The sequence below is a fragment of the Antarctobacter sp. genome, from assembly GCF_965277915.1.
In the GTDB taxonomy this organism is placed as follows: domain Bacteria; phylum Pseudomonadota; class Alphaproteobacteria; order Rhodobacterales; family Rhodobacteraceae; genus Antarctobacter.
In genome coordinates this window covers 1,231,960-1,255,301 of sequence record NZ_OZ255849.1, presented here as the reverse complement: position 1 = coordinate 1,255,301, position 23,342 = coordinate 1,231,960, and the positions used below count along the sequence as shown (strand labels likewise).

24 protein-coding genes are annotated in these 23,342 nt (G+C 63.0%); 9 read left to right on the top strand and 15 right to left on the bottom strand.

What is annotated here, in order from left to right:
- Nucleotides 1-92: 92 nt before the first annotated feature.
- Nucleotides 93-413, bottom strand: a complete 321-nt coding sequence (locus tag ACQY5B_RS06900) for a hypothetical protein (RefSeq protein ID WP_420325822.1) — start codon at nt 411-413, stop codon at nt 93-95.
- Nucleotides 406-942 carry a hypothetical protein gene (locus ACQY5B_RS06895; protein WP_420325823.1) on the bottom strand — a complete coding sequence of 179 codons (537 nt, stop codon included), beginning with the start codon at nt 940-942 and terminating at the stop codon, nt 406-408. Before ACQY5B_RS06895 ends, ACQY5B_RS06900 begins: the two co-directional genes overlap by 8 nt.
- 567 nt (nt 943-1,509) lie before the next feature.
- Between ACQY5B_RS06895 and ACQY5B_RS06890 the strand changes: the two genes are divergently transcribed.
- Nucleotides 1,510-2,394 (top strand): plasmid recombination protein, encoded by an 885-nt coding sequence (locus ACQY5B_RS06890; protein ID WP_420325824.1) that lies wholly within the window; start codon nt 1,510-1,512, stop codon nt 2,392-2,394.
- A gap of 368 nt (nt 2,395-2,762) precedes the next feature.
- On the top strand, nt 2,763-3,161 hold the full coding sequence (locus ACQY5B_RS06885; RefSeq protein ID WP_420325825.1) for a hypothetical protein: 399 nt from the start codon (nt 2,763-2,765) through the stop codon (nt 3,159-3,161).
- Between the two features lie 151 nt (nt 3,162-3,312).
- On the opposite strand, the gene ACQY5B_RS06880 is transcribed toward ACQY5B_RS06885, so the two are convergent.
- Nucleotides 3,313-3,432: a hypothetical protein gene (locus ACQY5B_RS06880; RefSeq protein ID WP_371931828.1), complete on the bottom strand. Its 120-nt coding sequence runs from the start codon at nt 3,430-3,432 to the stop codon at nt 3,313-3,315.
- Here ACQY5B_RS06880 and ACQY5B_RS06875 point away from each other — a divergent pair.
- Nucleotides 3,419-3,712 (top strand): hypothetical protein, encoded by a 294-nt coding sequence (locus ACQY5B_RS06875; RefSeq protein ID WP_420328730.1) that lies wholly within the window; start codon nt 3,419-3,421, stop codon nt 3,710-3,712. The two genes, ACQY5B_RS06880 and ACQY5B_RS06875, sit on opposite strands and share 14 nt — an antisense overlap.
- A 48-nt stretch (nt 3,713-3,760) precedes the next feature.
- Here the strand turns inward: ACQY5B_RS06875 and iolB are convergent, their stop codons facing one another.
- From iolB to ACQY5B_RS06820, 11 genes are all read right to left on the bottom strand, one after another.
- On the bottom strand, nt 3,761-4,567 hold the full coding sequence (gene iolB, locus ACQY5B_RS06870; RefSeq protein WP_305972676.1) for a 5-deoxy-glucuronate isomerase: 807 nt from the start codon (nt 4,565-4,567) through the stop codon (nt 3,761-3,763).
- An 11-nt stretch (nt 4,568-4,578) separates the two neighbouring features.
- Entirely contained in the window at nt 4,579-5,484 is a 906-nt protein-coding gene (iolE, locus tag ACQY5B_RS06865) for a myo-inosose-2 dehydratase (RefSeq protein WP_420325826.1), read from the bottom strand.
- Nucleotides 5,484-7,316, bottom strand: coding sequence for a 3D-(3,5/4)-trihydroxycyclohexane-1,2-dione acylhydrolase (decyclizing) (iolD, locus tag ACQY5B_RS06860; RefSeq protein ID WP_420325827.1), 1,833 nt, complete (start codon nt 7,314-7,316; stop codon nt 5,484-5,486). The genes iolE and iolD overlap by 1 nt, the downstream gene beginning before the upstream one ends.
- Nucleotides 7,313-9,235, bottom strand: a complete 1,923-nt coding sequence (locus tag ACQY5B_RS06855; protein ID WP_420325828.1) for a bifunctional 5-dehydro-2-deoxygluconokinase/5-dehydro-2-deoxyphosphogluconate aldolase — start codon at nt 9,233-9,235, stop codon at nt 7,313-7,315. The genes iolD and ACQY5B_RS06855 overlap by 4 nt, the downstream gene beginning before the upstream one ends.
- Nucleotides 9,228-10,220: an inositol 2-dehydrogenase gene (iolG, locus tag ACQY5B_RS06850; RefSeq protein WP_420325829.1), complete on the bottom strand. Its 993-nt coding sequence runs from the start codon at nt 10,218-10,220 to the stop codon at nt 9,228-9,230. The genes ACQY5B_RS06855 and iolG overlap by 8 nt, the downstream gene beginning before the upstream one ends.
- Nucleotides 10,221-10,242: 22 nt before the next feature.
- On the bottom strand, nt 10,243-11,016 hold the full coding sequence (locus tag ACQY5B_RS06845; RefSeq protein ID WP_305971608.1) for a TIM barrel protein: 774 nt from the start codon (nt 11,014-11,016) through the stop codon (nt 10,243-10,245).
- A gap of 1 nt (nt 11,017) precedes the next feature.
- The gene (locus tag ACQY5B_RS06840; protein ID WP_420325830.1) at nt 11,018-11,977 is read right to left on the bottom strand and encodes a sugar phosphate isomerase/epimerase family protein; all 960 of its coding nucleotides are present in this window, start codon (nt 11,975-11,977) and stop codon (nt 11,018-11,020) included.
- Nucleotides 11,974-12,999 carry a Gfo/Idh/MocA family oxidoreductase gene (locus tag ACQY5B_RS06835; RefSeq protein ID WP_420325831.1) on the bottom strand — a complete coding sequence of 342 codons (1,026 nt, stop codon included), beginning with the start codon at nt 12,997-12,999 and terminating at the stop codon, nt 11,974-11,976. The genes ACQY5B_RS06840 and ACQY5B_RS06835 overlap by 4 nt, the downstream gene beginning before the upstream one ends.
- Nucleotides 13,000-13,094: 95 nt before the next feature.
- A complete protein-coding gene (locus tag ACQY5B_RS06830) occupies nt 13,095-13,919 on the bottom strand; it encodes an ATP-binding cassette domain-containing protein (protein WP_305971605.1) in 825 nt (274 codons plus the stop codon).
- Between the two features lie 11 nt (nt 13,920-13,930).
- Complete coding sequence (locus tag ACQY5B_RS06825) at nt 13,931-14,986, bottom strand: ABC transporter permease (protein ID WP_420325832.1); 1,056 nt, start codon at nt 14,984-14,986, stop codon at nt 13,931-13,933.
- Between the two features lie 98 nt (nt 14,987-15,084).
- The gene (locus tag ACQY5B_RS06820; protein WP_305971603.1) at nt 15,085-16,044 is read right to left on the bottom strand and encodes a substrate-binding domain-containing protein; all 960 of its coding nucleotides are present in this window, start codon (nt 16,042-16,044) and stop codon (nt 15,085-15,087) included.
- Between the two features lie 503 nt (nt 16,045-16,547).
- Here ACQY5B_RS06820 and ACQY5B_RS06815 point away from each other — a divergent pair.
- Complete coding sequence (locus ACQY5B_RS06815) at nt 16,548-17,507, top strand: LacI family DNA-binding transcriptional regulator (RefSeq protein ID WP_420325833.1); 960 nt, start codon at nt 16,548-16,550, stop codon at nt 17,505-17,507.
- 34 nt (nt 17,508-17,541) lie between these two features.
- Here the strand turns inward: ACQY5B_RS06815 and ACQY5B_RS06810 are convergent, their stop codons facing one another.
- The gene (locus ACQY5B_RS06810; RefSeq protein ID WP_420325834.1) at nt 17,542-18,597 is read right to left on the bottom strand and encodes a LacI family DNA-binding transcriptional regulator; all 1,056 of its coding nucleotides are present in this window, start codon (nt 18,595-18,597) and stop codon (nt 17,542-17,544) included.
- Between the two features lie 208 nt (nt 18,598-18,805).
- Between ACQY5B_RS06810 and ACQY5B_RS06805 the strand changes: the two genes are divergently transcribed.
- The 5 genes from ACQY5B_RS06805 to ACQY5B_RS06785 are packed head-to-tail and all read left to right on the top strand — an operon-like array spanning nt 18,806 to nt 23,298.
- Complete coding sequence (locus ACQY5B_RS06805) at nt 18,806-19,831, top strand: sterol desaturase family protein (RefSeq protein WP_420325835.1); 1,026 nt, start codon at nt 18,806-18,808, stop codon at nt 19,829-19,831.
- 38 nt (nt 19,832-19,869) lie between these two features.
- Entirely contained in the window at nt 19,870-20,898 is a 1,029-nt protein-coding gene (locus ACQY5B_RS06800) for a Gfo/Idh/MocA family protein (RefSeq protein WP_420325836.1), read from the top strand.
- Between the two features lie 18 nt (nt 20,899-20,916).
- Entirely contained in the window at nt 20,917-21,228 is a 312-nt protein-coding gene (locus tag ACQY5B_RS06795; RefSeq protein WP_305971598.1) for a MocE family 2Fe-2S type ferredoxin, read from the top strand.
- Nucleotides 21,229-21,271: 43 nt separating this feature from the next.
- Nucleotides 21,272-22,459, top strand: coding sequence for an NAD(P)/FAD-dependent oxidoreductase (locus tag ACQY5B_RS06790; RefSeq protein ID WP_420325837.1), 1,188 nt, complete (start codon nt 21,272-21,274; stop codon nt 22,457-22,459).
- A 20-nt stretch (nt 22,460-22,479) separates the two neighbouring features.
- Nucleotides 22,480-23,298: a 3-methyl-2-oxobutanoate hydroxymethyltransferase gene (locus tag ACQY5B_RS06785; protein WP_420325838.1), complete on the top strand. Its 819-nt coding sequence runs from the start codon at nt 22,480-22,482 to the stop codon at nt 23,296-23,298.
- Nucleotides 23,299-23,342 lie beyond the last annotated feature (44 nt).

Below are 23,342 nucleotides of genomic sequence, written 5' to 3'. Positions count from 1 at the left end.
GCCCCCGGAACGGGTCAGATCAGGTGCAGGTCTCCATGCGAAGCTTCATCGCGACCTCTTCGGCACGACGCAGCGCGAGGAGATCCTGCAGGTCAGCCTCCAGGGCAAAGAGCGGCTGTCCGGCGCTGGCGCTCCACGACAGGACGGACCATGCCCTCTTCGTCGATCACCACCTGGTGCCATTCGGCGTCCAGCGCGCGTCGCACCGGTCCCAGTAAGGTTGCGACATCGAACAGATCCCGCGCGCCGAAGATCCGCCGTTGGGCGAACCGACGATCGAGATCGCATCCGAGGTGACTGTGTTCGAGCGCCTCCAGATTCCGCAGTGCCTCAAGCGCTTCCGAGGCTTTCGGCAGCATTTGCAGGACGCGATGAACGCGCTTCAGGAGCGGATCGAAGTCGAGGTCAGACATGGCGCAACTCCCGAATGGGGCGTTTCCCTGCGCGGCGACGTTCGACTGTTACCGGGCGCAGCCCACGTCGCAGGGTCCGCCGCTGCCGGGTCCGGTCTGCACGGATGTCACGCTCGGCATGGATGCGCGCCCGCACCGCTAGCAGACGCTCAAGGCTCTCGCCGCTCAATCGCCCGATCTTCGGGGTGCCCCTGTCCCTTCCCAGGCCGAACCAGGAATTGTCGCAGGAGACGCGGAGGCGACGGGCCCCGTAGAAACGGGTCGGGCGTCGCAGTGAGGCTTCGGCAATTTCCTCTGCCCCGTAGACGTCGATCGTGTAGGCCTCTCCCCGGCAGCGGCGCGGGCTGGTCGTGCCGTAGGCGAGGGTGACATGGCGCTTGCCACAGATCACATCCACCTCCAGCACGAGGGTGGGGCGCACTTTTGGCAACTCGTCCCCGTCGGTCTCGTGCGGGAAGCGGAAGGCGACGATATCGCCAACGCGGATGCTGTCCGACCAGGTCGCCTGGTCGCGGTCTTCGATGATCATGAGATCACTCCATTCTAACGTTGGTGGAAACACCGCGCGCATTGGGAAGAGCCTTCTCCTTTGTTCCATCGCGCGGCGTCACCAGCGCGCGATGGAACAAAGGAGAAGGGGCGACATGGCCTCTCACCGGTTGGGCCCTGCTCGGACGACCGACCAGCAAGGCGCAGGACGCCCTGCCATGGGAGTGCAGAGGGCATGGCAAATGGCCCTTTGCGAGCTGGAAGGGGTGAGGCGCGGAAAGCGTACCGTCCGGGGGACGGTTCGCCGGGCCGAACGGGAAACTGTGCGGAACGACGCCCTGAGCCCTCGGAGATGCCAGGGGGTGCAGGGGGAGTGGCGAACGATGACCCTGCCGCCCGCCGCGCAGGCGTGCCCGCCGCACAGGCGCGGGGCCCGGGGCAGCGTCCCGGCGAACGGCAGCCCGCGCGGTTTCCAAGGGAAACTGCGCGGGCTGTTTAGGGGGTAACCTCCCCGGCACCGGCTGCACCGCATGCGGGGATCCAACCTGCCATTTCCGCCTTTCGGCGGACGCCCAGATTTTCCGACCTCCAGAACGGAGGACCGGACGTGTCAGACAACAAACCCTACCCTGTCGTGCTGCGCATGCAGGGCATGTGTCCCAAAGACCTTGGCGGCGACCAAGGTCACCGCAACCGCAAGGGGGGAGATCTTGGCCACACCGATGCCGCGCGCAGCCCTTTGAACCGACGACTGATTGGCGCGGAGGACTGGGCCGAGAGAGTCCGCGACGAGATCGAGGACATGCGGCTTGCAAATTTTGCGGCGGAACTGGCCAAGCTGAAGAAGCGCCGCCGCGTGACAGAGATGCAGGCGCGCATCGCCGAAGGCCCCAGGGATCCCTGGCGCGCAACGCGTCACGGGCCGCTCCGCGAGATCATCCTCACCGCCAACCGCAAATGGTTCGAAACATGCGACACGGGGTCCATTGACGATCTGTTCGGAGATCGCCGCGAAGATCGTTTCGAAGCCCTCGCCAAGTCCTGGCTGACAGCACAATTCGGAGAGGACGTGGTCCACGCCCGGGCCGATCTCGACGAGGAGGCCTATCACATCCATGCGGTAATCGCGTCGCGCGCGACCACCGGGGACGGGCGACGCATGCTGCAGCCGTCGAAACACGAGATGATCCACGACTATGAAATAGCGCAGGATAGCGTGGGGACGTGGTTCGCGGAGCTGGGCCTTGTTCGCGGCGAGAGGCGTGCCGCCGCCATTCGCAAAGCCCGCCAGGAAAACGCGGCCCGACGTGCAGACGACCCGAAAGAGGACGTGCCGGAACACCGCCAGCATATCAGCCCTCGCGACTGGCGACGGCAACAGGAAGCGGAACTGGAAGGCAGGGAAAGATTTATCGCCGCCCGCGAGAGCGACGCGGACACCGTGATTTCCATCGCGCGCTCCGTGGCCCGGGGTGAGACCGAGGTCGCTTAAATCGATGAATCGCAGGCCTCGGCCCCCCGCGAGCGCGCTGCCAGGAAACTCTTTGGAATTGCACTCGATCGTCTGAGAAAACGTGCGAGGCAAGGCGCCCGCGAAGAATTGGAAAGCGCCTTCAACCAGATACGGGCGGCCGACAACGCCCTGGTAGACGCGGCAAGACACCTCTCTCGGCAAGCCCGCGCTGGGATCGCCGCAGCCCGCCCGCCCATTGCGGCCGCAATCGCCAGACTGCCGAGCCTGCTCCAAAGACGAGATCGGAGGGAGGATCGCGACCCGCGCGACTGATCCGGGGCTCAAACCTTCGAAAAAATTCTTGGCGACCAAAGGCAGGACCCAATCTTCCCGACAGCCGCCACGCCTTGATCGACAGGCAGGCGGCTACTCTCCGGCGCATCGGCGTCAACAAACCAACACATGCCACCAAAGGACACAGCATGAAACAACCCAAAAAGATCACCGCCCAGCACCTCGCTGTCATCAGCCAGATTGCCGAAGCACAAGGCGAAGCACATGATGCCCTGCGCCAAGCGACCCACGCAAGGTTCGACAAGGTTCTCACCGAACTCTCCCGCCAGCCGGCACTGCTCAGCGGCTTCTTTGCAGCGGTCGAACTTGCCGCAACCGCCAAGACCGCCGCACTGATCGCGACGCATCACATGCGTCCCGCCGAGGTCACTCGCCTCGTCGAAGACCGAAAGGCCGAAATCGCTGCCGAGAAAGAAGCCCGCAACGCCGCAAAGAAAAGCCTGACCAAATAACATCACGCCCCCAACAAGCCATGATCAAGGCGCGGGTCCAAACCCGCGCCTTTTTCTTTGGGCTGCGAAAGGAGCTTTTTCCACAGGTGCAACAGGAGCCAATGCCGAACTGTGAGCTACTCCCCGTCTCTTGGACAGGATCTGGCGTAATTTAAGCTACGCGTTGCACCTGCTGATCGGGTTGGTTGGTGGCATTTCTCTGCCAATAGGCCAGCGCCGGAGGCTTGCCGCCGAGCGCTGAGTGAGAGCGCTTGTGGTTGTACAAGGTCATCCATTTCCGGATGGCCGCCATTGTCGACGATCTGATTTGCACGCGCGAGCTGATTCACACTGCCGAGTTCCTGCGTGACTGGCAGTCCGGTATCGCAATCTCTTCCGCCATCGGTCAGTGGAAGGCGGTGCCCGCCGGCGTCGGAATTGGCATTCCGCACGATTTCATGACGGCGGACGCGCCAGACCTGGTCCGGCTGTTTCCGGACCTGAGTGTCAGCCGGACCTACTGGATAGCCTGGCACGGAACCTGCGCGTCGCGCGCCGTGGAAAGGCGGTGATCAACCTTCTCGACCGGATGGCCCGTGAAGAGCAGTTCGGCCCCGGTGTTACGCATCCCGCTCCATGATCCACTTCACCTCTGGCGCGGGCACGAAGCGCCAGTTGCGGCGCGGACCGGCCATGACGTTCAGATAATACATCTCGAACCCGTAGGGCGCGCCGCAAGGATGGTGGCCGCGCGGCACCAGCACCACGTCGCCGTCCTTGACCGCCATGGTTTCATCCAGACCGCCATCGTCGGTGTAGACACGCTGAACGCCAAAACCGTCGCCGGGATTCAGACGGTGGTAATAGGTTTCCTCAAGGTAGGTGATGCGCGGGAAATCATCCTCATCGTGGCGGTGGCTGGGATAGGACGACCAATGGCCCGCCGGGGTAAAGACCTCGGTCACCAAGAGTGAATCACAGTAATCTTCTGCTTCCATCGCGATGTTGTTGATGTGGCGGGTGTTGGCACCCTTGCCGCGTTTGGTGAGCGAAATGCCGTCCGGTCCGATCCGCCGCGGCGCATGGCCCCCTTTGCCAGGAGCCGAGCAGACCGCAAGCACGCAATCGGTTTCCGCCCTGGCCTCCCACTCGGTCCCGTCCGGCAGGTAGAGACAATGTGGCGGCGACTTCTCGAACACGTTCATGCGCTCGCCCAGAATGCCCCAGTCCTGCCCGGCTCCGATAATCCGCGCCTTGCCCTCGACCAAGACGAGGATCACTTCGCGGTTCCCAGTCAGTTCGGCTGCGGTATCACCCGCACGCAGATGATAAAGCGAAAATCCGACGTAACGCCATCCGGCGCTTTCGGGCGTGATCTGGTGCACTTTGCCGCGGGAGCCAAAGGGTTTGCAGAGCAGGTTGGGCATTGAGGGTCTCCTCAGCTTGCGATTGTCAGGCCGGAACGGTTGCAGATCTTGACGATATGGTCATAGCCGAGCTTCGAATATTCGAACGGGGGCGCCTTTGCCGGGTCCTGCTCGGCCTCGACGACGATCCAGCCGGTGTAATCCATCGCCTTCAGCTTGTCGGTCACCGCCTGGAAGTCGATACAGCCCTCCGGATCGCCCGGCACCGAGTAGACGCCTGACGCCACGCCGTCGAGAAAGCTTTTGTCTTCCCTGTGGACCCAGTCGAGCACGGGCGGACGCACGTCCTTGAAGTGCACGTGGTGCACCCGGTGGCCCCATTTATCCAACACCGCCACCGGGTCCGCCCCGGCAAAATGCAGGTGCCCGGTGTCATAGAGCAACATCAGATCATCGGTGGACCCTTCCATCAACCAATCGATATCCTCGGCGTCCTGCACGATGGCGCCCATGTGGTGATGATAGCTGAGGTCGGTGCCCTTGCCGCGCGCCCATTTCGCCACTTCCGACAGCTTGGCGCCATAGGCCATGACCTCGTCGCGCGTCAGCTTGGGCCGTCGCGAAACGGGGATGTCCTGCGCCCCTTGAATGGTGTTGGAACACTCGGCGTAGACGATGCAGGGGGCGTTCAGGGCGGCGAATTGTTCGACCTGTTCGCGGATCGCTTCCTTTTCGGTCTCGATGTCATTGACCAGCAGGTTGCCCGAACACCAGCCGCCGCAAAGCGCCACGCCATAGCGGTCAAGATAGGCGCGCAGACCTTCCGTGTCGGCAGGCATCCGGCGACCGCGTTCGACACCGGCATAGCCGATCTTCGCCGCGTCCTCCATCGCGCCCTCGGTGGTGTAGTCCCTTGTCAGATCCGGCAGGTCGTCGTTCTGCCAGGCGATCAGGGAAATGCCGATCTTCACAGCCATCAGTCGACCCTCTGCAATTTCTTCTTGGCCTCGTAATTGGCGCGGGCGTTGTTCACCTCTTCGCGCGCGGACACCTCGGGGACACCGACATCCCACCATGTCCCGCCATGTTCGGTGGAGGGATACGGATCGGTGTCGATCACGATGACATAGGGTTTCTTGTGCTCACCGCGTTTTGCCAGGGCCGACTCCAGCTCGGCAATCGAGCCGACCTTGACCGATATTGCCCCCATCGCCTCGGCGTGTTTGGCAAAGTCGATGTTGGAGTTTTCGCCGCCGATCGCGTGGTCCAGCAGGTTGTTGAACTCGGCCCCGCCGCAGCCCATCTGCAGCCGGTTGATGCAGCCATAGCCGCGGTTGTCGGTCACCACCACGGTGAAGGGAATGCCCATCATCGCCGCGGTGGCCATTTCCGAGTTGGCCATCATGTAGGTGCCGTCGCCGGTAAAGCAGATCACGTCGCGCTCCGGCTGCGCCATCTTGATGCCCATTGCGCCCGCGATTTCATATCCCATGCAGCTGAACCCGTATTCCATGTGGTAGCTGCCCGGCTTGCCCGCCTTCCACAGCTTGTGCAACTCTCCCGGCATGGTGCCGGCGGCGCACATCACCACGGTTTCCGCGTTGGCCGCACGCTGCACCGCGCCGATCACCTGCATGTCGGTGGGCAACTGGTTGCTGTCCTCTGGTGCGTCGGTCAGCGGATCGACCTTGCCGAACCAGTCGTCCTTCAGCCCGTCGGTCTTGCCCGGTGAGGTGAAGCCGTCAAGCGCCTGCCCAAGTTCCTTGAGGCCGATCAGCGCGTCGGACATCAGCGGCGTGGCGCCATGCTTCATCGCGTCATAGGCGGCGACGTTGAGCGAGGCCAGCTTGCGCTCGGGGTTTGCGAAGAGCCCCCAGGATCCGGTCGTGAAATCCTGAAACCGCGTTCCCACGCCAAGGACAAGATCGGCCTCGGCGCAAACCGTATTGGCCGCCGCGCCGCCCGTGACACCGATGGGCCCCATGTTCAGCGCATGATCCCAGGGCAGCGCGGATTTGCCCGCCTGCGTTTCGGCAACGGGGATGTTATGCGCCTCCACAAAGCGCGCCAATTCATCGGTCGCACCCGCGTAATGCACACCGCCCCCGGCGACGATCACGGGGCGTTTGGCGGCGCGGATCATCTCGGCCATTTCAGCCAGTTCCGCCTCGTCCGGGCGGATGCGGCGCTGACGCCAGACGCGTGGCGCAAAGAAGCTTTCCGGGTAGTCATAGGCTTCTGCCTGCACGTCCTGGCAGAAGGACAGGCAGACCGGCCCGCATTCTGCCGGGTCGGTCATGACGCGAAAGGCACGCGGCAGCGCGGTGAGCAATTGCTCGGGCCGAGTGATGCGGTCGAAGTAGCGTGTCAACGGTTTGAAGGCGTCGTTCACCGTCACCGTGCCGTCGGTCCAGTCCTCGACCTGTTGCAGCACCGGATCGGGGCCACGGTCGGCAAAGACATCGCCGGGGATCAGCAGCACCGGCAGCCGGTTCACATGCGCCAGCGCGGCCGCCGTCAGCATGTTGGCGGCCCCCGGCCCGATGGAGGAGGTCACCGCCATCGCCTTGCGGCGCCCAGACTGCTTGGCATAGGCAATCGCGGCATGGGCCATGGTCTGCTCGTTGTGCCCGCGCCATGTCGGGAAGGTGTCCTTGTTGGCGTGCAGCGCCTCGCCGATACCGGCCACGTTACCGTGGCCGAAAATCGCCCAGCAGCCCTCGATGAACCTGTCGCCCTGTTCGGTCATCTGCGCCGCGATATAGCGCACCATGGCCTGCGCGGCGGTCAGACGGATCGTCCCGGTCATGCGGCATCCTCCTTGTCGCCCTTCCGGGCCTCGTTTCTGGCCTGGTCCCAGATGGTGCATAGTCGGCTGTAGTTCTCGGCCATCTCGGACACCGCTTCGCCGTCGGTGTTGTTGCCCGCCAGCCAGTTCCGCGCGGCATTGCCAAAGATCGTGCGGCCCACGGCGAAGCCCTTGACCAACGGCTGTTTCGCCGCCAGCGCAAAGCTGGCCGCCAGTTCGGCCTCCGGCGCATCCAGCCCCAGCACCACGATGCCGCGCGTGCGCGGGTCGTTGCGGGTGATGGCGTCCACGGCGTTCTGCCATGCGGCTTCGGTCTTGAACGGCTCCAGCTTCCACCAGTCGGGGTAAATGCCCGCCTCGTAGAACGTCTGGATCAGCTTGGCCGAGGTCTCATCGTCTACCGGACCAACCTTGGACGGGATGATTTCCAGCAGGAACTCCAGACCGTTGCGCCGGGCAGCCGTGAACAGGCGGCGAACCCTGCGGATATGGGTTTCCATCGTCTCCGCGTCGTCGCCCGGGTGGACGAAGACCAGCAGCTTGACCACGTTTTCGCGCGCCCATTCACGGAATCGGCCGAAATCCTCGCCCAGGTCCGGTTCAAACTCGATGGGGCGCGAGCCCGGCAGTTCCGTCGGCCGCCCGATCCACAGGCCGGTGCCAGAGGCACGGTGCAGGGCGGTGCGCCCGATGCGGTTGTCGCAAAGGATGCCATAACCCTGCTTGCCATCGGCAACCTGCAAGGCGGCATCGAGGCAAAGCTCCTTGAATGCGGCACCCTTTTGCAGCGTGTACCCCTCCATTTCCTCTAGTTGCAGCCGATGATCGAAGGCGAAGGTCCGGACAGAGGACCAGTCCCCATGCCGATTGGTGGCCCAATGCACCTGCTCCAGTTCGGCATCATGACGCAGGTCGGGGCGTTTGATGCCTCGGTCAAAGAAGAATTGCAGCTCCTCCCAGCTGGGGTAGGCAGGCGTGCAGCCATGGCGCGAGACAGCGAAGGCGCCGCAGGCGTTGGCGTATTTCAGCGCCGTCGGCCAATCCTCACCGTCCAGCCACCCTTTGAGCAGCCCGGACATGAAGCCATCCCCGGCCCCCAGCACGTTGAAAACCTCGATGGGAAAACCCGGCCCGGCCTCGCCGTCATCCAGGCTGTTGGGCACGTCGCCGGTGAAGGCCACCGCCCCCGCCGCCCCGCGCTTGCAGACCAGCGTGGCCTTGGACACCTTGCGCACCGCGCGCAGCGCTTCGATGGTGTCGGTGCTGCCGCCCGCAATGTGAAACTCTTCCTCGGTCCCGACGATCAGATCGAACAAGTGCAGGCTTTCCTGCAGCTTGGCCGTCACCTTGGCGCTTTCGACAAAGCGGCTTTCGCCGTCGCCATGGCCCGCAACGCCCCAGAGATTGGGACGATAATCGATGTCCAGCGCGGTCTGCAGGCCCGCCTCGCGTGCGATGGTCAAAGCCTTCAGCGTCGCCGCCTCGACCTGTGGGTGCGACAGATGCGTGCCCGTGGCCACGACCGAGCGCGCCCGGCGAATGAACGCCTCGTCGATGTCATTTTCGGTCAGTGCCATGTCGGCACAGTTTTCGCGGTAGAAGATCAGCGGGAACTGTTCCTGATCCCGGATGCCCAGCAGGACCAGCGCGGTCAGCCGGTCGGGGTCCACCTTCACGCCTTCCGTGCTGACGCCTTCCCGCGCAAGCTGTTCGGTGATGAAGCGGCCCATGTGCTCATCCCCGACCCCGGTGATCACCGCCGATTTCAACCCAAGACGCGCCGTCCCGCAGGCGATATTGGTGGGCGATCCACCAATATACTTGTCAAAGGACCCCATATCCTCCAGCCGCCCGCCAATCTGGGCACCGTAGAGGTCGACCGAGGATCGGCCTATCGTGATCAGGTCAAGGTCAGACATCGGACAGCCTCACCGGTTGGCCCGACTTTGCGGATTGCGTGGCGGCCTCTGCCATGGCCAGCGCGGCCACGCCATCGTCCAGCGTCACCGGCATCGCACCACCCGCCTTGTAGGCCGCGACAAAGGCGTTCCACTCGGCGGCATAGGCCGGCATGTAGCGTTCGAGGAAGAACAGCACCGGCTTGGCGCTGGTCACGCCATTCGCGGTCGACTTCGTCACGAGGTTTTCCATCAGGTTGCCGACCTGCAGCATCCCTTCCGACCCCTGCACCTCGACCCGCTGGTCGCCATAACCGGCGCGGCGGGTGTTGCGGATGGTCGCGATCCGGCCATCGGCATAGGTCAGCGTCACGGCAGCTGTGTCGAAATCGCCCGCCTCGCCAATCGCCGGATCGACCAGGCAAGAGCCCACGGCCGAGACCGTGACCGGTGCTGCGCCCATCATGAAGTTGGCCATGTCAAAATCATGGATCATCATGTCGCGAAAGATGCCGCCCGAGACCTTGATATAGGCAAGCGGCGGCGGCGCCGGGTCATAGGAGGTGATGGCCAGCATCTCGGCCTTGCCGATCTCACCCGCGTCCAGCGCCTGTTTGACGGCGGCAAAGTTCGGATCGAACCGGCGGTTGAAGCCGATCATGACCGGCTTGCCCGATTGGGCCGCGTTGGCCTGGCATTGGCGCGCGCGCTCAAGCGACAGATCGACGGGCTTTTCGCAAAGCACGGCCTTGCCCGCCGCCGCAGCCTGTTCGATCAGGTTCGAATGGGTGTCGGTCGAGGTGGCAATAAGCACCACGTTGATCGATGGATCGGCAATGATCTCATCCGTTGTACGCGCGACAGAACCATATTGCGCCGCCAGCTTTTCGGCGTTTTCGGGGTAATAGTCCGACACGGCGGTTAGCGTGCTGTCCGGGTTGGAGGTGATGGCAGTGGCGTGGACACCGGCGATGCGGCCTGCGCCCAGAAGTCCGACGTTGATCATGGCAGAGTCTTTCTATGAGGGGTCAAAGGGTAAAGGCAGCGCGGAAGGCTTCGACCGCCGCGTCAGAGTCGCCCTTGGCATTGGCTTCCATCCCGACAGGGCCGTCATAGCCCATGTCGGCCAGCGCGCGGGCGATGCCCGGATAGTTGATTTCACCGGTGCCCGGTTCGCAGCGGCCCGGATTGTCAGCCACCTGCACCTCGCCGATCCATGGCAGGCAAGCCTGACACCAACGGACAAGGTCGCCCTCGCCGATCTGGGTGTGGTAGAGGTCAAGGTTGATGCGCAACTGCGGGCGGTTGACGGCAGAGACCAGCGACAGCACCGCCTCGGTGGAGCCGAAGGGACAGCCCGGGTGATCCAGCGGGTTGAGGTTTTCCAGCGTGAAGGTCACGCCCTCTTCCTCTGCCATGTCGCAGATCCGGTGCAGGGTATCGCGCGCGCGCAGTTCCATGCCGGGCGCAAAGGTGCCGTGCTGCGGGATCGGGATGCCGCCGTCGCCAAGGCCGGTGCCGTGCAGGTTCAGCCGATGCACGCCCAGCCGCTTGCCCACCTGCGCGGTTTCCCGCGCCGATTTCAGCAGCATGTCCGCGCCTGCCGCATCGGTCAGCCGTCCCTGCAGGTAGCCGTTCATGATTGTAAAGGTGGCGCCGGTTTTCTCCAGCGCGTCCAGATCCCATTCCGGCCAGTTCCAGAGGCCGACGCCCAGGCCCATCTCCTTGAGGCGCGCGGCGCGCCAGTGGATCGGTTTGTCGGCCCAGAGCATCTCGGCGCAGGCCGCGAGTTGAAAAGCCATGTCAGATATCCTGTGGTTTGTAGTCCGCCGGGGCGGAAGGCATCACGTTTTGCAGCAGCATTACGGATTTCTCCAACCCTTCCAGAGAGTTGAGCAGAACATCCTCATGTTCGATCGACAGCCAGCCATCATAGCCGGCCATCTTCAGCCGGTAGCAGAACTGCCGCCACCATTCCTCGCCGTGGCCGAAACCCAGCGTTATGTAGGACCAACTGCGGGCCGGGATGTCCATCAACGATCCGTTTTCCAAGAGCGAGGTCGTCGCCTGCACCGGCGCGTTCAGCATCGTGTCCTTGGCGTGCACATGATAGATCGCCTCGCCCAGGGCCTCTGCCGCCACCAGCGGATCAGCACCCATCCAGAAAAGATGCGACGGGTCGAGGTTTGCCCCGATGACGGGCCCGACCGCGTCGCGCAGTTTCCACAGGGAGGGCACGTTGTAGACACACTGGTTGCCGTGCAGTTCGAGCGCGATGCGCTCGACGCCATTGTCGCGGGCCAGCGCCGCGATCTCTGTCCAGAAGGGGATCAGCTTCTCTTCCCACTGGTATTTCAGGATGTCCTGCGTTTCCGGCGGCCAGGAGGAGACCACCCAATTGGGCATGGTGTCCGAGGCCGAGCCAGCGGGCAGACCGGACATGGTGCAGACCGTCTTGATGCCCATCTGACCTGCGACACGGATGGTGTCGCGCAGACCCTCTGCCTGTACTGGATCGGTCGGGTGCAGCGGATTGCCATTGGCGTTCAGGCTGATGATCTCCAGCCCGTGATCCTTGAACCGGGCGCGGAAATCCTTTTGCGCCTGCGCATCGCCCAGCATGGCCTTTAGGTCGAAATGCGGCGCGGTGGACCAGCCGCATGTGTTCACCTCGATGCCCTGAACGCCCATGCGCTGCGCGTTCTGCAGGACCTCTTGCAGGCTCATGCCACCGAGGCTGTCGGAAACAAAGCCGAGTTTCATGCCGCTTTTCCTTGTTTGGTAGAATAGAACCCCGGCCTGGCGATCATCTCGACCTTTGCCTTCTGGCCGCTTTCCAGTGCCTTCGCACCGGTTTCGGCCACCACGGCGGCGCAGTAGCCGTCCCAGCAATCGGACGCGATCTCGGGGAATTCGCCCGTCTCGACAAAACGCAGGAAGGCACGGTTCTGCTGTACGTAGGCGTCGTGATAACGGCCGCGCCAGTCGGTGTCGTAGCGGGTCGCCGAGGCCAGCTTCATATCGGTTCGGCTGTAGGCCACGTTGTTCGTCGCGATCGACCCGGTCTCACCCACCAGTTCGGCGCGTACGTCATAACCATAGTCGGCGTTGTTGTTGATCTCGATGGTCACCAGCTGACCGCCATCGGTTTCCAGAACCATCACCACCGGCGCGACCTTGTCGTCCGAGCGTTTGGGCTGCATCGCGGTGACGCTGGTGAATTCACATCCCAACACATGGCGCACCACGTCGAATTCATGCGGGGCGGAATTGGTGATCGCCATCGCGCCGGTAAAGTCGGACGCCGGCGTTTCCACGTTGCGGTGAAAGTTGTGCATCATCAGGGGGCGGCCCAGCGTGCCGTCCTGCAGGGCCTGCCGCATCTCGGCATAGGCCCGGTCATAGCGGCGCATGAAGCCCAGCATGACCCGGCGCGCGCCTGCCGCCATCTCGGCCTCGATCACCTCAAGACATTCGGCGGGCTTCTGCGACAGCGGTTTTTCGCAAAGAACGCTCTTGCCCGCAGCGATACAGGCCTTGGACAGGGGCGCATGGGTGAAGTCGGGGCTGGCAATGATCACGGCATCCACATCCGCGCGGTTGATCACGGCGTTCGGATCATTGGCCACATCCTGCGCGCCCAAGGTGTCCGCGAGGCTCTTGGCACGGGCCCTGTCCATATCGCAGATCACCTGCAACGTCGCGCCGGGCAGATCCTGGGCCACGATCTTCGCGTGGTCCGCGCCCATCAATCCGGCCCCGATAACGGCAAGTCTTATCGTCACGGCAAATCTCCTCCCAGGGGGCTGGCCGTCTGGCCGCCCCGGTTTGCGTCACAAGTGTTCGAGGGATGGACGGGGTAGGCCCCCGTCCAGTCAGGTCAGGCCGCAGGCTGCGGCGGATGGCCGTCGTGAGTTTCCATGTAGCCCTCGATATTGGCTTCGAGGTCTGCCATGCTTTCCCCGCCTGCCATCAGGTCGGCGATTTCTTCGCGGGTCTTGTCGCCCTTGCGGAAATCGGCGGCGATTGCGCCCCGGATCAGGACGGCAAAGTGATCGCCCACGGCCATGGCGTGCATCACCTGGTGGGTGATGAAGATCACGGCCAGACCGCGCTTCTTGGCCTCGTTCACGATGCGCAGCACGTGGGCGGCCTGCTTGACCCCCAGCGCGGCGGTCGGCTCATCAAGGATCAGCACGCGGGCGCCGAAATACACCGCACGGGCGATGGCCAGCGACTGACGCTCGCCACCCGACAGGCCACCAACCAGACGGTCGCCGTCGGTGATGCGGGTGATGCCCATCTTCTGGACCTCTTCCACCGCGATCCGGTTGGCCTTGGCGCGGTCGAAGACCTTGAACGGACCGACGCCCTTGGTCGGTTCCATCCCCATGAAGAAGTTGCGCCCGACGGACATCAGCGGATAGGTCCCGCCAAACTGGTGCACCGTGGCGATCCCCCGGCCCTGCGCATCTCGCGGGCTGGAGAACGACGTCGGCGTGCCATCCATCAGGATTTCGCCGCGCGTCGGCTGGTGCACCCCGGCGAGGGTCTTGATCAGGGTCGACTTGCCGGCGCCGTTGTCCCCCAGCAGGCAGAGCACTTCGCCCTCGCCCACCTTCAGGCTGATTTCGTGGAGCACGTCGATCGGGCCAAAGCTCTTGTCGACCTTGCGGAGTTCGAGGACGGGTTTCTTGTCGGACATGGTCTCTCTCCTCACTTCTTCTTCGAGGTCGACCAGCTGGTCGCCAAATTGCGGAAGGTGTCATTCATCAGAACCGCGATCAGAAGCATCACACCGATGATGAGGAACGACAGGTTGCGGTCGATCTCTGTAAAGCCGATGGCCTGCGTTACGATGGACAGGGTCAGCACACCAAAGACGATGCCCATCACGGTGCCAAACCCGCCCGTCAGCAGCACACCGCCGACCACGACCGAGATGATGGTGTTGAAGATCAGGCCAAAGTTCGCCTGGCTGGTGGCCGAGTTGAACGTGATCACCTGAAGCGCCCCGGCGAAGGCCGCGCAGGTCGAGCACAGCATGAACAGGCTGATCTTCAGCTTGCGCACCGGGATACCGGCGTTTCGCGCGCTTTCCTGATCACCGCCAAGAGCGAAGACCCAGGACCCCTTGGGCGACTTGTGCAGGAAGAAGTAGAACGCCGCCACCAGCGCCAGCCACCAGAAGACCGACGAGTTGAAACCGTAGACCTTGCCGCCGAAGAGCGATTTGGCCCAGTCCGGCGCATGGTAGAAGGAGTTGGTGTTGTTGATGAACAGGATCGACAGGTACAGCGTCAGACCGGCAACCGCAAAGAGCGTGGCCAAAGTCACGATGAAAGACGGCACTTCGGTCCGCGTCACGATGAACCCGTTGATGAACCCGACCAGCGCGCCGACGCTCAGTGCCGCCAGAATGCCGACGAGAACCGGCAGGTCATAGTGGCCGGACACGATTGCCACCGTCATGGCGCCCGCGGGCAGCACCGCGCCGGTGGAAATGTCGAGCTCGCCCGCGATCATCAGAAAGCCGACGGGAATGGCAATGATTCCGACCAGCGAGGCAAAGTTCATCCAGGTGGTCACCCCGGGGATGGACAGGAAATTGCGGCTGAAGCCGAAAATTGCGAAGACACAGAAGACAACGACAAAGCCCATGAGAGCCCCTGCTGCCGGGCTGCGCAGAAAATCACCGAAGGAAAAGCCCGCCGACATTTCTTCGGCTTTTGGCGTTTCCCCCGAACCAGTGGTGGAAGACGTATCGGTCATTTGGGCAGGCTCCTGATGGAATGCGGCTCGAACCCGGTCGCGGGTGAGCTTGGGTGACCCGGCCATTGACCGGCCGGGTCCGGTTTGTGGGTGACGGCTTAGCGCGCGCCCAGCTTCACGCCGGCAATGGCGGTCGCGACGTTCGAAGAGTCGACGATGGCCGGGCCGGTCAGGACCGGCTTGGTCGCCAGCTCGGTGCCGAACTTCAGGTTGGAGAACAGCATCGAGGTCGCCAGGAAGCCTTGCAGGTAGGGCTGCTGGTCGATGGCCATGGTCTGGGTGCCGCCTTCGATGCGGTTCAGGACGGAAGCCGACAGGTCAAAGGTGCCCAGCATGACGCTGTCGGTCTTGCCCAGCTGCTCCAGCGCCGAAGCGGAGGCATCCGCAGCCCAGGCCGCCAGGTTGATAACCGCGTCGATGTCGCCATCTGCAATCAGCTCTGCCTTGATGGCTTCGGAAGTGCCGATCATGTCACCGTCGAGGTTGGCGGGAACACGCACGATGTAGACCTCAGCACCGGCGTCCTTGGCTCCGTCCTCGACACCCTTGCAGCGGGTTTCAAGGTTGATCGCGCCGGGGATCTGGATGTGGCACATGATCTTCTTGGCGCCTTTTTCAGCCATGTACTTGCCGCCCGCGACACCGGCCAGATACTCGTCAGAGCCGAAGTAGTTGAGCGAGTCGTACTTGTCCATTTCGCCCTGACCTGCGTTGTAAGAGATGATCTTGACGCCTTTTTCCGCCGCAGCCTGCAGCGCCGGCGTTTCGGATTCGGGGATCCAGTTCGGGATCGCGATGCCGTCTGCGCCCTGCGCAACGGCCTGTTCGATCAGGGTCACGAGGTCGGGGCCGAAGTTGTCGTAGTTCTGGGTCAGCAGGTAGTTGACGGTGCCGCCATTGGCCTCGACCACCAGTGTCGCGTCATCAACGCCCTTCTTGACCAGGTTCCAGAAGCCATCCTGGGCCGATCCGCCGATCACGGCGATGTCCTGCGCATAGGCGCCGGTGGACATCACTGCGGCGATGGCCGTAGCTGCGATGGTTTTGGTGAGTTTCATGTCGATTTCCTCCCTTGGATACGGCCGCACCTCTGCGGCCCGACATCAGTCGACCGGCGTGCCAACGCGACGCGGACACGGTCAATTCGATTTGCATGTGTGGACGGCGTTCGAAGCGACACCTCCCCGGTGCGCAATGAACGATGACGGCGTGTCCTCCCGAGTGCCGACGCTAGGTTAACTACCTGAATCGTCATTTCGAGAGAACGAAGTTGCGCGCCAATTCTTGATGCGTTTTCCATCATATGGCGACCAGAAAGTTAATAACGCTTTGATAAACCGAATAAAACAGTCAAATTTGCCGCTTTCGCGTGCTTCTGATGTAAATAACATCATGACGAAGCCACGGGTGCCTACGGTCAACCAAACCGGATTGTGTATGTTACCCACAGGCAGTGGTGCCCGCTCCATCTCGACGACCAGGGAGGAACAATTTGGAAGACGTGCGAAAAAAACTGCCCTGGCGAGGGCCGACAGTCAGTGAAATCGCCAAGGTTGCCGGTGTGGGATCTGCAACGGTGGACCGGGTTCTGAACAACCGCCCCGGTGTCAGCGAAAAGACCCGGCAGCGGGTCCAGAATGCCTTTGAGAAACTCGCTACCGAACGTGGCGCTGTTGAACGCCTGCTGAACCTAAAGCTTTATTGCGATTCAGGCGCGTCCTTCAACGGGTTGATGGAAGCGGCGGTGGACCGGATCAATCGCACCCTCCCCGGGATTCAGATCGACGGTCACTATGTATCGACCCACCAGATGGATCCGATGCCCTTTGCCCGCAAGATCGAGGACGAAGGCTTTGACGCGGACGGGGTGATCGTCATTGCGCGTGAACACCCCGCGATCAACCGCGCGGTGCGCAAACTGGTCGGCAGCGACCGTCCGGTCGTGACCCTGACAACGGATCTGCCCTCGTCGCGACGCTCGGCCTATATCGGCAATAACCAATACGCGGCGGGCAGCGTGGCAGCCCAGTTGATTGGCCAGATCCTGCCGGAGAAGCGCAACAACATCCTCTTGATGATGAGCGTGCCGTTCCGATCCCAACAGGAACGCGAGATGGGTTTCCGCCGTGTCCTGCGTAGCGAATTCCCCTACCTCAAGATCGAAGAGCGCGTGACCTCGGACGACAGCACCGAAACCACACGCGAACAGCTTGCGGCCTATATCGACACACATGGCTGTCCGGCGGCCATCTACAATGTTGCCGGGGCCAACCGTGGCGTCGCCGAAGCGTTGGAGGCATTTGAAAAAACTCATGAGACGATCTTTGTCGGCCACGAACTGACGCCCTATACCCGGGCGCTGTTGGAAAGCGGCGTCATGGACTACGTCATTTCGCACGACTTCGTCGCCGAGGTGACAACGGCGGCAGAGTGGCTACGCAGCCATGTCGGCGGCACCGAAATTTCGGAGCCCGCAGAGACGCAGATTTCGATCCACACCCGTTACAATTGCGGTCCCTGATGTTTGTAAAGGCAGGTGCAAGGCGAGGGTGACATCAGTTTGGCGGCACATCCGGCAGGTTCTGCGGCCCATACAAAACGATCGGAACATCGGACACATAGGGCGGTAGCGCGCGCACGGCACCTTCGAACCCATAGTGGTGCATCACCACTTCCAGTGCGTATTGCGCCTGCAACTCGGGGCTCTGATCGATTGCCAGGGTCATCCGCCCGTCCCGCAGGCAGTGCCAAGTGAAATTCGTGAGTTCATGGCCCAGAAAGAGCGGTCGCCTGGGCAGTAAGTTGGCCGCTATCGCCGCGATCACTCCCCGGTTTGCACCACCGGCATTGTAGATCCCGACAGTTTCCGGGTGATGGCGCAACGTTTCTTTCAACTTTATCTCTGACAACAAGGGGTCATCGCCGCCACGGACGATTTCCGCCAACGTCAAGCCAAGGTCGTCGGCCTCCAATTGCTCGGCAAAGCCGCGGATGCGTTCGGCATGGGCCTGAAATCCCTCGTCGTGACAGAGCACGATAACTTTTCCCAACCCATCCACGCGTGGAGCCATCCGGGCGAGGAAAAAAGCCGCCGAGCGCCCCGCCTTGACGTGATCGGTTCCGGCATAAGCAAGCCGGGCCGAGCCGGGAACGTCCGAAATCAATGTCACGACGGGGCAATCGCGGCGCGCCAGCGTGTCGATGGCCTGATGGACAAACGCGTGATCGGGCGCGCAAATAGCCACCGCGTCATAGGCCCCCCGCAGCATCGCCTTGGCGACGGATTCGGGGTCTTCCCGGTCAAGCAGGGTCCGTTGAATGTAAACGCCCTTTTCGCAGCGCTGGCTGAGCCGTCCGACCTCCGTGGCCATGCGTTTCAGCAGCGGGCGCTCCGTCCGCGACAGGATGAAGTTGATCCGAACGGTGCGACGATAGGCAGATGGCAGAATGCGCCGCAGCCCAAGCTCCCGGGCCGCCTCGATCACCCGTTTGCGCACCGAGTCGCTGACATTGCCGCGTTCGTTCAGCACCCGGTCCACGGTCGCGCTTCCGACACCTGCCTTGGTGGCAACATCCTGCAACGTGACTTTGCCAGAAGCTTCTTTTGCCATTGTCTCAGTGCTTTGCCTGCGCATCGCCGCTGCGCTGATTGAAATCAATCAACACGCTCTGCGACGGGCTGTCAATTGGTGGTGTATGCATACCTTGGGCGTCGGTCACGCCCCGGAAATTCATCCGATCTATCTGATCAAGGCTCACCCTTTCACAGCGGCCCGTCTAATGCGGCGCCACGCTTTGGGGCGAAGAGTGGGGAAGAACATGGACGACACACTATACGGAACCCGCGACAAGCGCGGCAACTGGGCGCCGAACGAGACCCTGAAAGTGGCCCCTTTCTGGGAAGGCCGATTCAACAAGGTCGGGCATTACCTGTTCGAGTTGATCTGGCCGTGGAATGCCTTTCACATGGCCACAGCGCTGCTCTATTGGGTCTTTGTCATTCCCGACGTCGCAACGCTGCAGACGCTGTCCTGGGGCTGGGCCCTGTGGCTGCTGGTTGTGAACATGGTCGGCATCTTCGCGATGTATGGCGCCATTGAGCTCTTTTACTACGTGCGGCGCAAGCAGGGCACACGGTTCAAGTTCAACCACAAGTTCCCGTCTGAAAACCCGTCTGACATCTTCTGGTTCCAGAGCCAGAACCTCGACAACTTCCTGCGCTCGTTCCTTGTGGGCATCCCGATCTGGACGATGATCGAGGTGCTGATGCTCTGGGCCTTCGCCAACGGCTACCATGTCTTTGGCTGGCTGGATTGGCAGGACAACTGGCTGTGGCTGACGCTGCTGATCTTCCTCGTGCCGGCGATCCACGAGATCCACTTCTTCTGCATTCACCGGCTGATCCATTCGCCGTTTCTGTACAAACACATCCATTCGGTTCACCACAACTCGATCAACCCGTCGCCCTGGTCTTCGCTGTCCATGCATCCGGTCGAGCATCTGCTCTATTTCGCCGAGATCGTCTGGCATTTCATCATCCCGTCGAACCCGATCGTGATGATGTTCAACAGCCATATCGTCGGCTACGGCGCGATCAACGGGCATATCGGCTTCGACAAGCTTGAACTGACGGACGAAACCGCGCTCGATAGCCACGCCTACGGCCACTACCTGCACCACAAGTATTTCGAGGTGAACTATGGCGCCGACGGCATCGTGCCGCTGGATAAATGGTTCGGCTATTGGCACGACGGCTCGAAAGAGGCGGACGAGGCGATGAAGGCCCGCTTTCGCGCCAAGAAAGAGCGCATGAACGCCAAGAAGGCCGGTGCTCCGGCAGCCTGAAAACCCATCGCACATTTCAGACAGAAAGCAGGCTCGACATGTTGAGAATTGGCGTTGTCGGATACGGCACCGGAGGCCAGCACTTTCACGCCCCCTTTATCGAGGCCGCCGAAGGCTGCGCTCTGGCCGGGGTGGTGGCGCGCGCGCCTGGCACGGTTGCAAAGGTGCGGTCGGATCTGCCGGAACAGCCTGTCTATGCCAGCCTCGGCGAGATGATCGCCAGCGGCGAGGTGGATGCGGTCACGATCACCACGCCGCCCCAGACCCGTCATGATCTGGTGATGGAGGCGATCGACGCCGGGCTGCATGTGATCGCGGACAAACCTTTTGCCCCGAATGCCGACGGCGCACGGCGGTTGGACGAAGCGGCGAACGCCCGGGGCGTGGTGCTGGGCGTGTACCAGAACCGCCGCTACGACAGCGACATCCAGACATTGGCAAAACTGATCGCCGACGGTCGGCTGGGCCGCGTCTGGCGCGTGCATTCGCGGATGGATTTCGACGATCCGGCAACCTTGGAACACGGGTCGACCGGAGGACTTCTGCGCGATCTCGGCTCACATCTGGTGGACCAGATGGTCTGGCTCTTGGGGCCGGTCGTGGCGGTTGACGCGCAGCTAGACCATGTCGACCTGCCCGAGGGGCGCACCGACGCCAGTTTCACCATCACGCTCCGGCATGAGGGCGGCCCGCATAGCCACATCTCGGCCAGCAAGCTGAACCATTTCGACCAGCGCGAGTTGCGCGCCTACGGCGATGCAGGATCCTACGTCTCGCACGGGACGGATGTGCAGGCGCAGGCGATCTTTGCAGGCATTCGGCCCGTTCAGGCCCCCGACGCCTGGGGCTATGAGCCCGAAAGCCACTGGGGCACCCTGCGCACCGCCGTAGGCGCGGCCCACGTTCCGTCGGAACAGGGCCGCTATCACGACTGCTATGCCGCCTTCGCCCGCGCGGTTCGCGATGGCACGCCGCCGCCGGTGACCGCTGCCTCCGGCGTGCGCACGCTGCAAATCCTCGATGCCGCGCGGCAAAGCGCGGAGGAAAACCGCTCTATCACGCTCTGAACAAGGGGAGAAACCATCATGGCCGACTGGATCGACGCCTGCGCCGCCACCGACATCGACGAAGAAGACGTGATCCGTTTCGATCACGGCGGCCGCACCTTCGTTATCATCCGCGATCACGAGGACAACTATTACTGCACCGACGGCCTCTGCACCCATGAGGACGTGCATCTTGAAGACGGGCTGGTAGTGGAAAACACCATCGAATGTCCCAAGCACGCCTCGATCTTCAACGCCTCCAGCGGCGAGGTCGAAACCCCGCCCGCCTGCGAGAACCTGCACACCTATCCTACCAAGGTCGAGAACGGCCGCGTCTTCGTCGAAATCTGACCCCGCGCGCGGCCTGCGCGCCGCCTGACAAGGTAACCGATCCATGACAGCAATCTTGATCATAGGCGCCGGCGAAAGCGGCGTGCGCGCAGCCTTTGCGCTGCGGGGACAGGGGTTTGACGGCACCATCACGCTGATCGGCGAAGAGGCCGCGCTGCCCTATGAACGCCCGCCGCTGTCAAAGAACCCGCAGGCCGCCCCAAAGGCCATCAGGCCCGCGTCGGCCTATACCGACGCCGGAATCACACTTCGGTTGGGTGCGCGGGTGTCCGGGATCGATCCGGCTGCCCGGTCCGTGACATTGGCGGATGGGGATTGCCTGACCTATGACAGCCTGCTTCTGGCGACCGGCGCGCGGGCGCGCTTGTTCCCCGGCATGGCGGGCTGCCTGACGCTGCGCAGCGACCGGGATGCCACCGCCATTCAGGCCCAGCTGAGGCCGCGTGCGCGCATCGGCATCATCGGCGGCGGTTTCATCGGTCTCGAACTGGCCGCCACCGCTCGCAAGGCCGGGGCCGAGGTCACGGTGATCGAGGCCGCGCCGCGCGTTCTGGGCCGGGCCGTACCACAAGAGATCGCCGCGCGGGTCGCAGATCGCCACGGGGCCGAAGGCGCCCGCCTACTGACCGGCGCGGATGTGGCGGCAGCCGATGCGCGCAGGATCACGCTTGCCGATGGCACCGCGCTCGACTTCGACGCGGTCATCGCAGGTGTCGGCGCGCGGCCAGAGACCGCGCTGGCCGAGGCGGCGGGGATCACGGTGGACAACGGCATCGTCGTGGACGGGCAGTTTCGCACCTCTGACCCGAATATCTTTGCCGCCGGAGATTGCTGCAACTTCCAATGGCGGGGCACGCGCATCCGGCTGGAAAGCTGGAAGGCAGCGCAGGATCAGGGCGCGCATGTGGCCACGGCGATGCTGGGCGGCTCGGACGCCTATGCCAAGGTGCCGTGGTTCTGGTCTGACCAATACGACCTGACACTGCAGGTCGCGGGCCTGTTCGACATGGGCCGCCCCGTCCGCTGCCGCGAAACTGGCGATGACAAGACACTCGTCTTCCAGTGTGACGCCGACGGGCGCCTCTCTGCTGCCGCCGGGATCGGGCCGGGCAACAGGATCGCCAAGGATCTCCGCATCTTCGAAAAGCTCATCGAACGCGGCGCGCGGATCGATCCCCATGTTCTGGCCGACCCTGCCGAAAACCTGAAACGCCAGTTGAAAGCCGCCTGACCAAGGCCGAGGAGGAACAGATGTACCACAACCGCCCCCACGTCGAAGATATCCGCGCAATGAAAAGGCGCGGCGAGAAAATCTCGATGCTGTTTGTCACCACGCCGGACGAAGCCGCCGCCGCCGCCGAGGCAGGCATTCACATGCTGTCGATCGAGGGCCGGTTCTTTGATGCCGAGATGCGCGCCGCCGCTGGTGACTGCTTTGTGCAGGTTGGCCTGCCTTACGGCGGCTGGGGGCAGTTCAACGGGCGTCCCCTTGCCACCGCCGAGGACTATTTGCGCGCGGCCTTTCATTATTCTGCGCTGGGCGGCGACTGCGTTTACTGTTCGGCGTCATACGACATCCAGAAGGTGCTCTGTGACAATCACATCCCGGTGGTTGGCCATATCGGGCTGATTCCGTCCTACATCACGTGGACCGGCTGGCGCGCGGTGGGCAAGACGGCGGATGAGGCACTGGCGCTTTGGCGGCACGTGCAAAAGCTGGAGGAGATCGGCGTTTTCGGGGCAGAGCTGGAGGTCGTCCCCGACCGGGTGGCGAAATTCCTGACCGAGAACTCCTCGCTCATCATGCTGGGCATGGGCGCGGGAAAATACGCCGACGCGCAATACCTCTTTACCGAGGATATCTGCGGCTACGGCAAGAACCACAAGCCGCGCCACGGCAAGGTCTATCGCAACTTCGCCCCGGAACTGGCCCGGCTACAGGCCGAACGCGTCGCAGCGATGAAGGATTTCAAGGCCGACGTGGACGCCGGTGGCTACCCGGGACCAGAGCATAGCGTCGCAATCAAGGACGAAGACTTCGTCGCCTTCATGGAAACGGTGAACGGCTGACATCGGCCCGTCCCGATGCCCTTCACACACCACTGTCGCCGCCC

Bases quoted from the DNA above. Each gene is read 5' to 3' on its own strand.
- ACQY5B_RS06855 (WP_420325828.1), bottom strand. From the start codon at position 9,235: ATGTCTGACCTTGACCTGATCACGATAGGCCGATCCTCGGTCGACCTC.
- ACQY5B_RS06895 (WP_420325823.1), bottom strand. From the start codon at position 942: ATGATCATCGAAGACCGCGACCAGGCGACCTGGTCGGACAGCATCCGC.
- ACQY5B_RS06845 (WP_305971608.1), bottom strand. From the start codon at position 11,016: ATGGCTTTTCAACTCGCGGCCTGCGCCGAGATGCTCTGGGCCGACAAA.
- ACQY5B_RS06805 (WP_420325835.1), top strand. From the start codon at position 18,806: ATGGACGACACACTATACGGAACCCGCGACAAGCGCGGCAACTGGGCG.
- iolD (WP_420325827.1), bottom strand. From the start codon at position 7,316: ATGACCGGGACGATCCGTCTGACCGCCGCGCAGGCCATGGTGCGCTAT.
- ACQY5B_RS06800 (WP_420325836.1), top strand. From the start codon at position 19,870: ATGTTGAGAATTGGCGTTGTCGGATACGGCACCGGAGGCCAGCACTTT.
- ACQY5B_RS06790 (WP_420325837.1), top strand. From the start codon at position 21,272: ATGACAGCAATCTTGATCATAGGCGCCGGCGAAAGCGGCGTGCGCGCA.
- ACQY5B_RS06785 (WP_420325838.1), top strand. From the start codon at position 22,480: ATGTACCACAACCGCCCCCACGTCGAAGATATCCGCGCAATGAAAAGG.
- ACQY5B_RS06830 (WP_305971605.1), bottom strand. From the start codon at position 13,919: ATGTCCGACAAGAAACCCGTCCTCGAACTCCGCAAGGTCGACAAGAGC.
- ACQY5B_RS06840 (WP_420325830.1), bottom strand. From the start codon at position 11,977: ATGAAACTCGGCTTTGTTTCCGACAGCCTCGGTGGCATGAGCCTGCAA.
- iolG (WP_420325829.1), bottom strand. From the start codon at position 10,220: ATGATCAACGTCGGACTTCTGGGCGCAGGCCGCATCGCCGGTGTCCAC.
- ACQY5B_RS06810 (WP_420325834.1), bottom strand. From the start codon at position 18,597: ATGGCAAAAGAAGCTTCTGGCAAAGTCACGTTGCAGGATGTTGCCACC.
- iolB (WP_305972676.1), bottom strand. From the start codon at position 4,567: ATGCCCAACCTGCTCTGCAAACCCTTTGGCTCCCGCGGCAAAGTGCAC.
- ACQY5B_RS06795 (WP_305971598.1), top strand. From the start codon at position 20,917: ATGGCCGACTGGATCGACGCCTGCGCCGCCACCGACATCGACGAAGAA.
- ACQY5B_RS06900 (WP_420325822.1), bottom strand. From the start codon at position 413: ATGTCTGACCTCGACTTCGATCCGCTCCTGAAGCGCGTTCATCGCGTC.
- ACQY5B_RS06820 (WP_305971603.1), bottom strand. From the start codon at position 16,044: ATGAAACTCACCAAAACCATCGCAGCTACGGCCATCGCCGCAGTGATG.
- ACQY5B_RS06825 (WP_420325832.1), bottom strand. From the start codon at position 14,986: ATGACCGATACGTCTTCCACCACTGGTTCGGGGGAAACGCCAAAAGCC.
- ACQY5B_RS06880 (WP_371931828.1), bottom strand. From the start codon at position 3,432: ATGACCTTGTACAACCACAAGCGCTCTCACTCAGCGCTCGGCGGCAAG.
- iolE (WP_420325826.1), bottom strand. From the start codon at position 5,484: ATGGCTGTGAAGATCGGCATTTCCCTGATCGCCTGGCAGAACGACGAC.